We start from the raw sequence: 12,414 nt of genomic DNA, 5'->3' as shown, positions 1-12,414 counted from the left end.
TGTTGGCTCGCGGAAACGCTGATGATCTCAACTGCGCCGCGCGCGCGGAGGCGGTTCGAGGAAGCAGTCCCCTCTTGCGAGCTTGCGGGCTTCAAGCTCGACCTCAACGAGAAGGTCGCGCGCGGTGGCGACGAGGACAAGCTAGGCCCCGGCGAGCAGCGCGACATCCTTCAGCACAAGCCGTCCCGCACCCGAGAGATAGGGAAAGCCGTGCTCCGCATCACCGAGTGCGGGCACCCAGGCTTCGGGCGTTGTGACAAGGAAGGAGAGCGTGACGAACGGCGTCGCAAAGGCAAGAGCCGCGCCGACGAGGCCCAGCTTGCGGCTCCAGAGACCGGCGAGGGTCAGGCCTCCGATGATAAGCTCCACCGTGCCAAGCCCGCGCGAGAACCCATAAGTATTGTTGGCGGTTTCCCAGGCACGCTTGGCGGGGTCGAGTTCGCCCTCATGGGTGAGATGAGCCTTGTAGCCCGCCGGCTCGTTATAGAAGAACGACATGAAGGGGCTGTTCGCCACGAAGGGTGTGATGCTGTCGGCCTCGTAGGGCACGAATTTCAGCGCGCCGATCCAGAGGAAGATGATGGCGATGGCTACCTTCATGGCGGCGATGCCGAGCCGGAAGGACAGCGGCGATGCCACGAGTGTCAGGGCCTGCCGATAGAGTGCGTACATGGCGACGCCTCAGATTTCGCCGGCCGCGGCGACCGCGTCCAGGGTGCGGGTGGAATAGACCAGGGCGGCGCCGGCATTGAGCGCGACGGCAACGCCGAGCGCCTCAGCGATCTCTTCGCGCGTGGCGCCCAGCTTCAGGGCCTGCTCGCCGTGAACGGTGATGCAGCCGTCACAGCGCAGCGTGACCGCGCAGGCGAGCGCAATCAGCTCGCGCGTTTTGGCATCGAGATGGTTGGTCTTCCCGCCCGCTGCACCTAGCTGCACATAGCCGCGCACCGTATCCGGGCTGAGCTTGCCCACCTCGCCGACCCCGACGAGAACCTGGTCGCGATACGTATTCCAGTCCATCATGCGCATATCATCAAGCCTCCGCTGTATGTGGGGAGACTTAATGACCGAGGCGAAATGTTCGTAAGGACATAGAAGACGGCTTTTCAGCCATGCCGTGCACTATGAATACTTATGCAGCAGCGAGGGTTTGGCAGCGCGCTGTTTCTGCTGAGATTTTTACGGACGATCCCCAGATCAGCACACGATTGCGGATTGGCACGAAGTCGTTGCGCGCCGAGAATTAAAGCAAAGGGCGCGTCCGGTTGGTGCGGACCCGCCCTTTTTGTAAGCTGGTGCTGAGTATCGAGATTATACCCTGCCGGTGAGGCGATGGACCGTCTCGTCTGTGGTCCACACGGCATTGGCCATGAAGCGGAAATTGATGAGGGCGGCGAGGTAGCCATCGCCGTCCGGCAGCTTGGGTGCGGCCACCGCGTCACGCACCACGGCCACCTCAAAGCCGGCTTCGAGAAGATCGCGCATATGCGATTCCACGCACATATTGGCCAGCATGCCGGCGAGGATCACCTGGTTGATGCCCTGCTTGCCGAGTTGGAGCTTTAAGTCATTGGCTTGAGGACCGTAGAGCTTGTGCGGTGAGCAGATGATGGTTTTGCCGTCCTCGATAAATGGCTTGAACTCTTCCATGAAGTCCGCCCCCGAGGCGCGGAAGCCCTCCACCGTGTAGGGGCCCTTGCGATCGAAGGCGCCCACATCGTGCTGGAATTTCTCCAATGGTGCTTGCCAGCGCCAATGGTGGTCCCAGCAATAATAATAGTGCGGCGAGACCGCGACGGTGATGCCCGCCTGCTTAGCGGCGGTGAACAGCTCCACGAGATTGGGAACCAGATTGTTCTCGGTCACGCTTTCGCCCACGGCTGGCCAGGCGAGTCCCTTCGGGCTCATCACATCGACCTGCGGATCGATGACCACCAGCGCCGTGCGGGCGAAATCCAGCGCCATCGCCGTCTTAGGCAGCACGGGGGTCTCGGTGTCGGCATAGAGCGCTGCCGAGCTTGGGGAATAGTTGGGCTTCATTGCAGAACTCCGATGGCGGATGGGAGGGTCAGGGCGCGGAGGCGGGGTCGTCGATTGTCACCATGCCTCGCCCTTCGGCGACCAGCGCGGCTCCCACGGACGGCCGTTCACTCGCTCGCCGTAGGAGGGCGACAAGGCGCGGGAAGTCCGTGATGTCGACGCCGTAGAAGCGCGTCCAGCTGGCGATGACGAAGAGATAGGCATCCGCCGCGGTGAAGGTCGCGCCGGTGAGAAACGGCCCCGCGAGACCCTGCTCCACGAAGGAAAGGCGGCCCCGGATCCGGGCGAGCACCAGTTCGCGCATCGGCGCGTCGATTTGCCAGTTGAGAGGGATGAAGCTCTTATGCAGCTCCGCCGCGACAAAGCTTTGCCATTCCATCACCCGGTAGCGCGCCAGCGTGCCCGCCGCGGGCATGAGATCCTCGCGACCTGCGGCATCACAAACATACTGCGCGATGACGAGATTTTCCGTGAGCCGCTCTCCGGACGGTAGCTCCAGCAGAGGAACCATGCCGCGCGGGGCAATCTCCCGATAATCGGTACCATCCGCCCGCTGCTTCGCCGTGACGTTGATAACCTCAAGGTCGAACGGCGCACCGATCTCCCGCAGCAGGATGTGAACGGAGAGCGAGCTCGCGCCGGGGTGGACATAGAGTTTCACAGCGATCGTTCCTGGGTGGCGCTGTCGCCCATTCCCTTCCAAGGGTCGGGATGGGTCGCGCCGGTCATCACTCCATGGCGCGCAGCTTCGCCACGTCGTCCGGGGAGAGAGTCGACGGCACCGCGCCGAAGCGGGCGGTGACGTAGTTGGCGACCGCGGCAACCTCCGCGTTTGAATAGGCCTTGCCGAAGGCGGGCATCATCGGGTGGCCCGGCCACACGCCGCCTGAGCCGTGCAGCACCATGAGCGCCACATTGGCCCCGCTCGGATCGTTGACTGCGCGCACGCCGGTAAGCCCGGCCTCATCGCGGACGGCGCCCGCACCGGTCCACGCGTGGCAGCTCGCGCAATTGCCCTGGAAAACCCGCTGGCCGATCGGGTTGTCGAGATCGGCAAGGCGCGGGGTGGCGGGCGCGGGGCCGGCGAGGCGGGGCAGGTTCCCGGCAACCGGCGGCACGGTGCGGACATAGGTGACGATGGCGTCGATATCCGAAGCCGTGAGGTGGGAAAGGCTAAGATCGACCGCCTCGCCCATGGGGCCGGAAGCGGAGCCGCGGCCCTTGGCATGACCCACCGAGAGATAGGCCGCCAGTTCATCGGCCGACCAGTCGCCGATGCCGCTCACCGTGTCGGCGGAGATGTTGTAGGCGTTCCATCCTTCGGCGACGCCGCCGCCGAATTTGCGTCGCTGGTCTAGCGCCTGCATGAGATTGCGCGGCGTGTGGCATTCGCCGCAATGGCCAGCGGCTTCGACGAGATACGCGCCTCGGTTCCATTCCGGGCTCTGGCCGTCGACAGGCTGGAAGCGTGTGTCGGGGTTGAACAGCGTGGCCCAGATCGCCATCAGCCAGCGCTGATTATAGGGAAAGCCGAAGGTGTTGGGCTTGTTCGCCTGCTTAACCGGCGCGAGCGAGAACAGGTAGGATTTGATCGCCAGCGTGTCCTCATCCGTCAGCAGCGTGTAGGACGGGTAGGGAAAGGCCGGGTAGTAGCGCGAGCCATCCGGTGCGATGCCGCGATGGACGGCGTTTAGAAACTGCGCGTCGGTCCACTTCCCGATCCCCGTTTCCGGGTCAGGCGTGATGTTGGGCGTGTAGATCGTGCCGAAGGGCAGCACGAAGGCGCGCCCGCCCGCGAAGGGGGGGCCACCCTTCGCGGTGTGGCACGCTTCGCAATCGGCCATCCGGGCGATGTATTCGCCGCGCGTTGCTGCATCCGCCTTTGCAAGCTCCGCGGGAAGGCCCGTCGGGGAGGGCCCCTTATAGTCGGCCAGGGCGACCTTCGTGCCCTCGGCGAAGCCATAGGGGCCGGGCTGGAAGACCATCCAGCCGACGACACCCAGTCCGACGATGCCACCGATGAGGACGAGACCGGCGAAGGAGAGGAGAAGTGTGTTCCGGCGCATCGTCACACCGCCTTGGCTATGAGGGTGCGGTCGACCGGCATGCGGGTAAGCTGCACCCCGGTGGCGGCGAAGATGGCGTTGGCGACGGCCGGCTGGACGATCACCGTGCCCGGTTCCCCAATGCCGCCGGTCAATCTCGAGCTGCTCGGGCCTCAACTGCCCGTGGCCGGGAAAGGCATGCTGAGGATCCGCCTTCGCCTCGCGAATCCATTTACGCAGCACGTTCTCGTGGACATCCAGGTCGCGGGAAGCCTGCGCAATGGCAACGCCCCGATCCTTCACCAATCTCACAGCCTCAAGCTTGAACTCGCGGCTGAACCTCCGTCGTTGCATTCCAGCTCTCCAGTCCCGTTGAACACCTTATCTCGGTGTCCACGAAACCGGCAGCAGGCCAGATTGCCGTGCCGGCCATCCTTGAGCGTAGTACTTTTGACAAGGTTCAGAAGACGCTCCGGGCGAAAAACCCCCGCCATAGCCCGCCTCGGGCAATTACAGGTCCGATCCTTCTCACCGGTCTCGCCTACTGTGCCTGTTGCGGTAGCGCCATGACGTTGCGCACCGGAACATCTAAGAGCGGCAGGGTCTATCGCTACTACAGCTGCTCCACCTCTGGCCGTGTCGGTAAATCCGCGTGCAAAGGACGAACGGTGCCGATGGAAAAGCTCGACCATTTGATCACGCGCCATGTCGCCGAACACATCCTGATGCCCGAGCGGCTGGAAGCACTTTTTCAGTCCGTCGTCGAGCGGCGAACGAAAGCCGACGCCGAGGTTCAGGTGCGTATCGATGAACTCTCGCGCGAAAGGACGACAGCGGAGGACAAGCTCCGGCGGCTCTACCAGCTTGTCGCCGACGGCATCGCCGAACCGGACGACATGCTCAAGGAGCAGATTGCCAAACTCAAGGCAGACCGGGAGCGGGCGCATTCAGCCTTGGTGCGGATCGAGAATCAGGGTGCAGCCGCAGGTCAGCTTGATCCGGTCAAGCTAACCCATTTCGGGCAGCTCATGCGTTCGAATATCACCGATGGCCAGGTACCGTTCCGCAAAGCCTATCTGCGCTCTCTGATAGACGCGATCGAAGTCAGTGCTGGAAAAGGCCGTACTCGCCGACCAAGCCACCCAGCCGGGTGTTCGCGGTTTTGTACGGAAGTGGCGCGCCCTAGGGGAGTCGAACCCCTCTCTCCACCGTGAAAGGGTGGCGTCCTAACCGATAGACGAAGGGCGCGCAGGCGGGGTCCTTATAGGAGCGAGTTCGCGGATAGACAAGCCGTCGTGAGCCCCTTCGTCCACAGGTTGGAAAGAGTCCCCGTAGACAACGGCTTCGCCCGGCGGGCCGGCGCCGCGGGCGGCGATCACCGCGCCTCGCTTACCCCACCGGCCTCACCACTTGCCGGTGTTCGGCATCGAGGCCCAGGGCTCCTGCGGCGGCCGGGCACCGCCCTTCTGCAGCAGCTCGATCGAGATGTTGTCGGGCGAGCGGATGAAGGCCATGTAGCCGTCGCGCGGCGGGCGGTTGATGGTAACGCCGGCCTGCTGCAGCTTGTGACAGGTGGCGTAGATGTCGTCGACCTCATAGGCGAGATGCCCGAAATTGCGCCCTTCGCCATAGGGCTCGGGGTCCCAGTTATAGGTCAGTTCGACCTCGGCGATGCCCGCCTGTCCCGGCGCGGCGAGGAAGACCAGCGTGTAGCGCCCCTGCGGCACCTCCTTGCGCCTCACTTCCTCCAGCCCCAGCTTGTTGACGTAGAAGTCGAGCGAGGCATCGATGTCGGTGACGCGCACCATCGTGTGAAGATACTTCATGGGGTCCTCTGGAGCGATGCGGCCCGGCCGCGACGGGCGGCAGGGCGCGTGGCAGGACAGTGAGCGCAACATATGACGACGGGTGACGACATCAAGGCGGCAGGCGATGAACTGACGGCGATCCTCGTCCGCATGCGCCGAGGCGTCGCCTTCACCGGGGCCGGCATTTCCACCGAATCCGGCATTCCCGATTTCCGCTCGCCGGGCGGCCTGTGGACACGCAACAGGCCGATCGATTTCGCCACCTTCCTGTCGGATCGTGCCATGCGCGATGAAGCCTGGCGCCGGCGATTTGCCATGGAGGACGCCTTCGCAGGGGCAAGGCCGGGGCGCGGGCACCGGGCGCTGGCCCATCTGCTGGGGGAGGGGCGACTTGCCGGTATCGTCACACAGAACATCGACGGTCTGCACCAGGCGTCGGGTGTGCGCGACGACCGGCTCGTCGAACTGCACGGCAACACGACCTATGCCGCCTGCCTGGAGTGCGGCGAACGCTATGAACTGGCCTGGGTGCGCCAGCGCTTCGAGACGCATGGGGGCAGGGCGCCCGATTGCCTCGATTGCGGCGGTCCGATCAAGACGGCGACCATCTCCTTCGGCCAGCCCATGCCTGCCGAGGCCATGGCGCGCGCCCGCGCGCTCACCCAGGCCTGCGACGTGTTTCTCGCCTTGGGCTCATCGCTCGTGGTCTGGCCGGCGGCGGGATTTCCAGTCGAGGCCAAGCGGCGCGGCGCCACGTTGGTGATCGTCAACCGGGAGCCGACGGAGATCGACGACATCGCCGATCTCGTCATCCACGCCGACATCGGCGATGTGCTGGGGCGGGCGGCCGCATCGGCCGGAACGATGTGAGCGAGTTGGGGCATTAACCCGATTGCAACGTTTCCAAAGCGGGGCGCGAATCAATTTGGGTGTTTTCGTGGCGGCATCGGGTGCTATGCTTTGACGACATAGAATCATGAAACGCTGGCTGGCAGGGGTGGCGCGGCGTTCGCGGAGGTGGGTAGCCGATGGTGTCCGACGGTACTCTGCCACGATACGGCTTGCTTGAATCGGGTTCCCTTGGTGACGACGCCGAGGAGGCAGTCGGCAAGGCGGAATCCGGCGTCGTCCAGATCGCCGGTACCATCAAATGGTTCGACGTCTCCAAGGGCTACGGCTTCGTCATCCCGGATGAAGGCGGCGGCGACGTGTTGCTGCATGTCACCTGCTTGCGCCGCGGCGGCTTCACCACCGCCCAGGAGGGCGCACGCGTGGTGTGCGAGGTCGTTGCACGCGAGCGCGGCTATCAGGCCCTGCGGGTCATCAGCATGGATGAGTCGACGGCGCTGCATCATTCGCAGCTGCCGCAGGCGCGCACCCACGTCTCGGTGCAGCCCGTCGGCGGGTTCGAGCGCGCCTGGGTGAAGTGGTTCAACCGGCTGCGCGGCTTCGGCTTCCTGTCGCGCGGCGAGGGAACCGAGGACATTTTCGTCCATATGGAGACACTGCGCCGGCACGGCTTGACCGAGCTGCGGCCGGGACAGATGGTAATGGTCCGCTTCGGGCCCGGCCCCAAAGGGCTGATGGCCGCCGAAGTCCGGCCGGATGGGGCGTCGACGCCGTCGTCGCATTAGCTTCGCTCCATCCTATCGAGGGAAGGCGCCGCGCGCCGTGTTTTGTATGAGTTTCGCACGTTCGCCGGCCCGCATGCGCCCCGGGTTTCCCGCCTATCTTCGCGCCCTCGGCGCGGCCCTTCTTCTGCTCGCCGGCCTCGCCACGGCCCAGCAGGCCGGGGCCGCCAGCTTTGAGAAGCTGACCATCGAGACACGCGGCGGCCCGATCACCTTCGACATCGAGCTGGCGCTGACGCCGGCGGAACGCGCCAAGGGTCTGATGTACCGAACCGAGCTGGCGCCGACAGGCGGCATGCTGTTCGATTTCGGTGTCGACCAGCCGGTCTATATGTGGATGAAGAACACCTATATTCCGCTGGACATGGTGTTCATCCGCGCCGACGGGCGCATCGCCCGCATTGCCGAGAACACGACGCCGCTCTCGACCGCGACCATCGAGTCGGGCGGGCCGGTGCGGGCCGTGCTTGAGCTGGCCGGAGGGACTGCCCGTGCACGTGGCATCGTCGCGGGCGACAAGGTCAGTCACCGTCTATTCGTGGCGAGATAGCCCGCATGCTGGCCGACCGCTTGACGTGGGAAGCCCCGGATGCGATGCCCCTGCGAAGGTGCGCATTGGCGCGCCGCCGAGTGACGGGGCATAGCGCAGTCCGGTAGCGCGGGAGTTTTGGGAACTTCAGGTCGCAGGTTCGAATCCTGCTGCCCCGACCAATCGGATATGCAAAGCTCGACCATAGGGGCGAGGGAGCGAATTGAATGGTTGCGCGGATCTACAAGCCGACCCGTAACGCCATGCAGTCGGGCACGGCGAAGACCAAACTCTGGGTTCTGGACTATGAGCCGGAGCAGCCGCGTCTGGTGGAGCCGCTCATGGGCTATACCAGCTCGGCCGACATGAAGAGTCAGCTGCGCCTGCGCTTCGAATCGAAGGAAGAGGCGATCGCCTATGCCGAGCGGCACGGCATTGCCTATCAGGTGCAGGAGCCGAAGGAGCCGGTGCGTCGCCGCATCGCCTATTCCGACAATTTCAGCTTCCGCCGCGTGGGGCAGTGGACGCACTGATCCCTTGATCCGGCGCCGGACGAAAAAAGGCCGCGTAGCTCAGCTGGATAGAGCAGCCGCCTTCTAAGCGGCAGGTCGCTGGTTCGAGCCCAGCCGCGGTCGCCAGATCGCCTCCGCCGGTTCAAGCGGCCAGTCGGGCCGGAGCCGGCATGTGCAATCTCTACAGTCACAACAGCAATGTGCGAGCCATCGCAGACCTCGTTGGCGCGCTGGATAATTACGCTGTCAACCTGCCTCCCCAACCCGGTATCTTCCCGGATTATCCGGCGCCGATCGTCCGCACGGGGGCGGATGGCGGCCGCGTGCTCGGCATCGCCCGCTGGGGCATGCCTTCGCCCGTCTTTGTGCTGAAGGGCAAGAACCGCGATCCGGGCGTTACCAACATCCGCAATCTCGATTCGGCGCATTGGCGCCGCTGGCTAGGGCCGGCGCATCGCTGCCTCGTGCCGTTCACCAGCTTTTCCGAGAATGCCCCCGTCACGCACGAAGTGACATGGTTCGCGCTGGATGAGAGCCGGCCGCTTGCCTTCTTTGCGGGGCTCTGGACGAACTGGACCAGCGTGCGGAAGGTCAGGGAGGGCGAGGTTACGGCCGATCTCTTCGGCTTCCTCACCACCACGCCGAACGCCGTTGTTGCCCCGATCCATCCCAAGGCGATGCCGGTGATCCTCACTACCGCCGAGGAACGCGAGACCTGGTTGCGCGCATCGTGGGAGGAGGCGAGGGGGCTCCAGCGCCCCTTGGGCGACGACCGGCTGCTCATCGTGGCGCGCGGGGCCAGGGAAGATCCGCCGCCCGTGCCGGAAATTGATCTGTTCAGCCATGCTTTTCGTGCATAGGTGACGGCGCTCCGCACCAAAGTCGAATCCCCTCCGAGGCTGCGGAACGCTATGCGGGCCGGCAATCCCGAAGCGTAAGGTCGCATCATGTATCGCGAACGAATTCGTCACGCCGCCTTGCTCGACAAGATTGTGAGCGCCGAAGAGGCGGCCTCGCTCATTCGCGACGGCATGACGGTCGGTATGAGCGGCTTCACTCGCGCCGGCGAGGCCAAGGCCGTGCCGATGGCGCTTGCCGCACGGGCGAAGACCGAACCCTTGAAGATCACGCTGATCACCGGCGCCTCGCTGGGTAACGATCTCGACAAGCAGCTGGCCGAGGCGCATGTGCTCTCGCGCCGCATCCCGTTCCAGTCCGACCCAGCCCTGCGCAAGGCGATTAATGCGGGCGAGGTGATGTTCATCGACCAGCATCTGTCGGAAACGGTCGAGCAACTGCGCACCCGCCAGCTCGGCCCTGTCGACGTGGCGGTCATCGAGGCGGTCGCCATCACTGAGCAGGGCGGCATTATCCCCACCACCTCGGTCGGCAATTCGGCGAGCTTCGCCATATTGGCGGAGAAGGTGATCATCGAGATCAACACTTCGCAGCCGCTGCTGCTGGAGGGGCTGCACGACATCTACATCCCGACACGCCGTCCGGTGCGCCATCCGATCCCGATCGTGGCGTCGGAGAACCGGATCGGCCTGCCCTTCATCCCGATCGATCCGGAAAAGATCGCTGCCATCGTGGTGACGTCGAAGCTCGACTCGTCCTCGACCGTGCTGCCGCCAGACGAGGAGACGCGGGCTATCGCCGGTCACCTCATCGAGCTGCTGCAACATGAGGTGAGGCAGCAGCGCCTAACGACGACCTTGCAGCCGATGCAGGCCGGCATCGGCACCATCGCCAATGCGGTGATGCACGGGCTGATAGACAGCCCGTTCCACAACCTCACCATGTATTCCGAGGTGCTACAGGATAGTACCTTCGACCTGTTCGACGCCGGCAAGCTCGACTTCGCCTCGGGCTCGTCGATCACCCTGTCGCAGGCGAAGTACCAGGCCGTGCTGCCGGAGCTCGCCCGCTACAAACCCAAATTGGTGCTGCGTCCGCAGGAGATCAGCAACCACCCGGAGGTCATCCGCCGGCTCGGCGTCATCGCCGTCAACACGGCGCTGGAGCTGGACATCTACGGCAATGTGAACTCGACCCATGTCGGCGGCACGCACATGATGAACGGCATCGGCGGTTCGGGTGATTTCGCCCGCAACGCCTATCTGTCGATCTTCGTCACCAAGTCGATCGCCAAGGGCGGGGCCATCTCCAGCGTCGTGCCGATGGTCAGCCATGTCGACCACACCGAGCACGATGTCGACATCATCGTCACGGAGCGCGGACTTGCCGATCTGCGCGGGCTTGCACCGCGGGAGAGGGCGCGGGTCATCATCGCCAATTGCGCCCATCCGAGCTATCGGGACGCCCTGACCGAATATCTCGACCGGGCGCTGGCGCGTGGCGGGCATACCCCGCACATCATAGAGGATGCGCTCTCCTGGCACGCCGCCCTGCGCGAGCGCGGCACGATGCAGCCGGTCGGCGCTCCCGTTGCTCCCGCCCGGTGACGATCAGGGCTTGAGATAGGTGACCTTGGCGAGCTCCTGATAGTAGCTCGCCAGCACTTCTTCCGTCGCCCAGGACACGAGTTCCTCATTCGAGGCGAAGTGCGCGGGCCGGGAGACCAACGTCGTCTGCGCGTCCGGCCCCTCGAACCGGCAATCCAGATGCTTGTCCGGCATGACGAAGACGGCGACTTTCGAGTCGATGCTCGGATAGGGGCCTGCCGGATCGGATTCGCTGTCCCCCTCATAGGGACCCGAACACTGGAACCGGATGGCAGGTTCGACCGGAATGCGCTGGCCGGTACCGTCCCAGTTCAGGCTGATGATCGTTTTCAGCCCGGCCGCCTCGAAGCCCGCCTTCACGCGCTCCAGCGTCGGCAGGACGGCCGGCAGCAGAATCTCGATGATTGCTTCTGCCTGCCGTTCCTGATGAGAGCGCTTCGTCTGCGCCTTGGCGATGGCCGCCGCTTTGGGCTCGGCTTCGCGAAGCCGGAGCGCCTCATGTTCGTGGACCTTGTGATATTTCTTGGCGAGGGCCGTGAAATCGACGTCAGGCAGTTTCGACATGGCATCACCATCGGCGGCGGGAATGATGCTCGAATACCATGCCGGGCAAGCCTTGGTGAACGGAGAACCGCGTAGGGTAAAACCCGGCGCGGCTTATCGGATTGCCCAGCGGTGCAGCCCGAGGCTAAAGCTGCGCGCCCGCTCTTCCTTGCGGCAGCCGATTCCACGGAGAAGGCATGGCCGACCCCACGCGCCCGCGTCTCTATCTTGCCGGCCCTGAAGTGTTTAGGCCCGATGCCGTGGCGGAGGGCGAACGGCTGAAGCGGCTGTGCGAGGCTGCCGGCGCGGTGGGACTTTTTCCGCTGCAGGCCGAGGGTGCTGACATACGTCGCGGCTGCATCGCGTTGATCCACGAGGCGGATGCGGTGGTGGCGAACATCTCGCCGTTCCGCGGCGTGCACATGGATCCAGGAACGGCCTTCGAGATGGGCTATGCCGAGGCGCTCGGCAAACCTGTCTTCATCTGGTCGACCGAGGAGCGTACGCTGGCGCAGCGCATTCCGGCGGTCAGCGAGAACCGCGATGCAGACGGGCACCTGATCGAGGATTTCGGTAAGCCGGAGAACCTGATGATCGTGCCCGACGGGGCCACGGTCTGGGGCGAGCCTGCTGCGGCCATCGCGGCCGCCACCGGCGCGCTGGGCTTCATGGTGAAGAATCGCGCCCTACAGCGCCAGACCCGGCGATCGGTGATCGTCGCGGCACTGGTAAGCCTGCTGGTCGCGGTGCTTGCCGGCATGCTGGCGAACTGGCTCGTGGGATGGTGAGGGCGCCGACCGTCCGCATGACGACGTAGCGGAAAGCGTCTCGTAACCGGCAG

The 12,414-nt window shown here is 64.7% G+C and carries 16 protein-coding genes, 3 tRNA genes and 1 pseudogene; 10 read left to right on the top strand and 10 right to left on the bottom strand.

Annotated features, from left to right (window positions below):
- Positions 1 to 141 precede the first annotated feature (141 nt).
- The 7 genes and pseudogenes from rclC to ACO2RV_RS11470 all read right to left on the bottom strand — a co-directional run.
- Positions 142 to 672, bottom strand: coding sequence for a reactive chlorine resistance membrane protein RclC (rclC, locus tag ACO2RV_RS11500; RefSeq protein ID WP_423292970.1), 531 nt, complete (start codon positions 670 to 672; stop codon positions 142 to 144).
- A 9-nt stretch (positions 673 to 681) separates the two neighbouring features.
- Positions 682 to 1,029 (bottom strand): carboxymuconolactone decarboxylase family protein, encoded by a 348-nt coding sequence (locus ACO2RV_RS11495; protein ID WP_423292968.1) that lies wholly within the window; start codon positions 1,027 to 1,029, stop codon positions 682 to 684.
- Between the two features lie 282 nt (positions 1,030 to 1,311).
- A complete protein-coding gene (locus tag ACO2RV_RS11490; RefSeq protein ID WP_423292966.1) occupies positions 1,312 to 2,040 on the bottom strand; it encodes an isochorismatase family protein in 729 nt (242 codons plus the stop codon).
- Positions 2,041 to 2,068: 28 nt separating this feature from the next.
- Positions 2,069 to 2,701 carry a glutathione S-transferase C-terminal domain-containing protein gene (locus ACO2RV_RS11485; RefSeq protein ID WP_423292964.1) on the bottom strand — a complete coding sequence of 211 codons (633 nt, stop codon included), beginning with the start codon at positions 2,699 to 2,701 and terminating at the stop codon, positions 2,069 to 2,071.
- 67 nt (positions 2,702 to 2,768) lie between these two features.
- Positions 2,769 to 4,106, bottom strand: coding sequence for a c-type cytochrome (locus ACO2RV_RS11480; protein ID WP_423293010.1), 1,338 nt, complete (start codon positions 4,104 to 4,106; stop codon positions 2,769 to 2,771).
- A 2-nt stretch (positions 4,107 to 4,108) separates the two neighbouring features.
- Positions 4,109 to 4,240 carry a hypothetical protein gene (locus ACO2RV_RS11475; RefSeq protein ID WP_423293016.1) on the bottom strand — a complete coding sequence of 44 codons (132 nt, stop codon included), beginning with the start codon at positions 4,238 to 4,240 and terminating at the stop codon, positions 4,109 to 4,111.
- Positions 4,233 to 4,439: pseudogene (locus ACO2RV_RS11470) on the bottom strand (transposase); the annotation flags it as partial. The pseudogene ACO2RV_RS11470 and the gene ACO2RV_RS11475, both read right to left, overlap by 8 nt.
- Positions 4,440 to 4,651: 212 nt before the next feature.
- On the opposite strand from ACO2RV_RS11470, the gene ACO2RV_RS11465 reads away from it, so the two are divergent.
- Positions 4,652 to 5,299, top strand: a complete 648-nt coding sequence (locus ACO2RV_RS11465; protein ID WP_423293008.1) for a zinc ribbon domain-containing protein — start codon at positions 4,652 to 4,654, stop codon at positions 5,297 to 5,299.
- Here ACO2RV_RS11465 and ACO2RV_RS11460 read toward each other — a convergent pair.
- A tRNA-Glu gene (locus tag ACO2RV_RS11460) sits at positions 5,259 to 5,333 on the bottom strand. The genes ACO2RV_RS11465 and ACO2RV_RS11460 overlap by 41 nt on opposite strands.
- Positions 5,334 to 5,488: 155 nt before the next feature.
- The gene (locus ACO2RV_RS11455; RefSeq protein WP_423292962.1) at positions 5,489 to 5,911 is read right to left on the bottom strand and encodes a VOC family protein; all 423 of its coding nucleotides are present in this window, start codon (positions 5,909 to 5,911) and stop codon (positions 5,489 to 5,491) included.
- A 72-nt stretch (positions 5,912 to 5,983) separates the two neighbouring features.
- Here ACO2RV_RS11455 and ACO2RV_RS11450 point away from each other — a divergent pair, with 72 nt between their 5' ends.
- The 8 genes from ACO2RV_RS11450 to ACO2RV_RS11415 all read left to right on the top strand — a co-directional run bounded on the left by ACO2RV_RS11450 (position 5,984) and on the right by ACO2RV_RS11415 (position 11,030).
- Positions 5,984 to 6,763 carry an SIR2 family NAD-dependent protein deacylase gene (locus ACO2RV_RS11450; RefSeq protein WP_423292960.1) on the top strand — a complete coding sequence of 260 codons (780 nt, stop codon included), beginning with the start codon at positions 5,984 to 5,986 and terminating at the stop codon, positions 6,761 to 6,763.
- Positions 6,764 to 6,921: 158 nt separating this feature from the next.
- Entirely contained in the window at positions 6,922 to 7,527 is a 606-nt protein-coding gene (locus tag ACO2RV_RS11445) for a cold-shock protein (RefSeq protein ID WP_423292958.1), read from the top strand.
- Positions 7,528 to 7,600: 73 nt separating this feature from the next.
- A complete protein-coding gene (locus ACO2RV_RS11440) occupies positions 7,601 to 8,074 on the top strand; it encodes a DUF192 domain-containing protein (protein WP_423293006.1) in 474 nt (157 codons plus the stop codon).
- 84 nt (positions 8,075 to 8,158) lie between these two features.
- A tRNA-Pro gene (locus tag ACO2RV_RS11435) sits at positions 8,159 to 8,235 on the top strand.
- A 45-nt stretch (positions 8,236 to 8,280) separates the two neighbouring features.
- Complete coding sequence (locus ACO2RV_RS11430; RefSeq protein WP_423292956.1) at positions 8,281 to 8,586, top strand: ETC complex I subunit; 306 nt, start codon at positions 8,281 to 8,283, stop codon at positions 8,584 to 8,586.
- A gap of 28 nt (positions 8,587 to 8,614) precedes the next feature.
- Positions 8,615 to 8,691 (top strand) — tRNA-Arg (locus tag ACO2RV_RS11425).
- 44 nt (positions 8,692 to 8,735) lie between these two features.
- Complete coding sequence (locus ACO2RV_RS11420) at positions 8,736 to 9,425, top strand: SOS response-associated peptidase (RefSeq protein WP_423292954.1); 690 nt, start codon at positions 8,736 to 8,738, stop codon at positions 9,423 to 9,425.
- Positions 9,426 to 9,512: 87 nt separating this feature from the next.
- Positions 9,513 to 11,030 carry an acetyl-CoA hydrolase/transferase family protein gene (locus ACO2RV_RS11415; RefSeq protein ID WP_423292952.1) on the top strand — a complete coding sequence of 506 codons (1,518 nt, stop codon included), beginning with the start codon at positions 9,513 to 9,515 and terminating at the stop codon, positions 11,028 to 11,030.
- A gap of 3 nt (positions 11,031 to 11,033) precedes the next feature.
- Here the strand turns inward: ACO2RV_RS11415 and ACO2RV_RS11410 are convergent, their stop codons facing one another.
- Positions 11,034 to 11,594 carry a hypothetical protein gene (locus tag ACO2RV_RS11410; protein WP_423292950.1) on the bottom strand — a complete coding sequence of 187 codons (561 nt, stop codon included), beginning with the start codon at positions 11,592 to 11,594 and terminating at the stop codon, positions 11,034 to 11,036.
- Between the two features lie 176 nt (positions 11,595 to 11,770).
- On the opposite strand from ACO2RV_RS11410, the gene ACO2RV_RS11405 reads away from it, so the two are divergent.
- Positions 11,771 to 12,361, top strand: coding sequence for a nucleoside 2-deoxyribosyltransferase (locus tag ACO2RV_RS11405; RefSeq protein WP_423292948.1), 591 nt, complete (start codon positions 11,771 to 11,773; stop codon positions 12,359 to 12,361).
- Positions 12,362 to 12,414 lie beyond the last annotated feature (53 nt).

The organism is Ancylobacter sp. VNQ12 (genome assembly GCF_049445835.1).
Taxonomy (GTDB): domain Bacteria; phylum Pseudomonadota; class Alphaproteobacteria; order Rhizobiales; family Xanthobacteraceae; genus Ancylobacter.
Note: the sequence above shows the minus strand (reverse complement) of the source record. Positions and strands in the feature narration are given on the sequence as shown.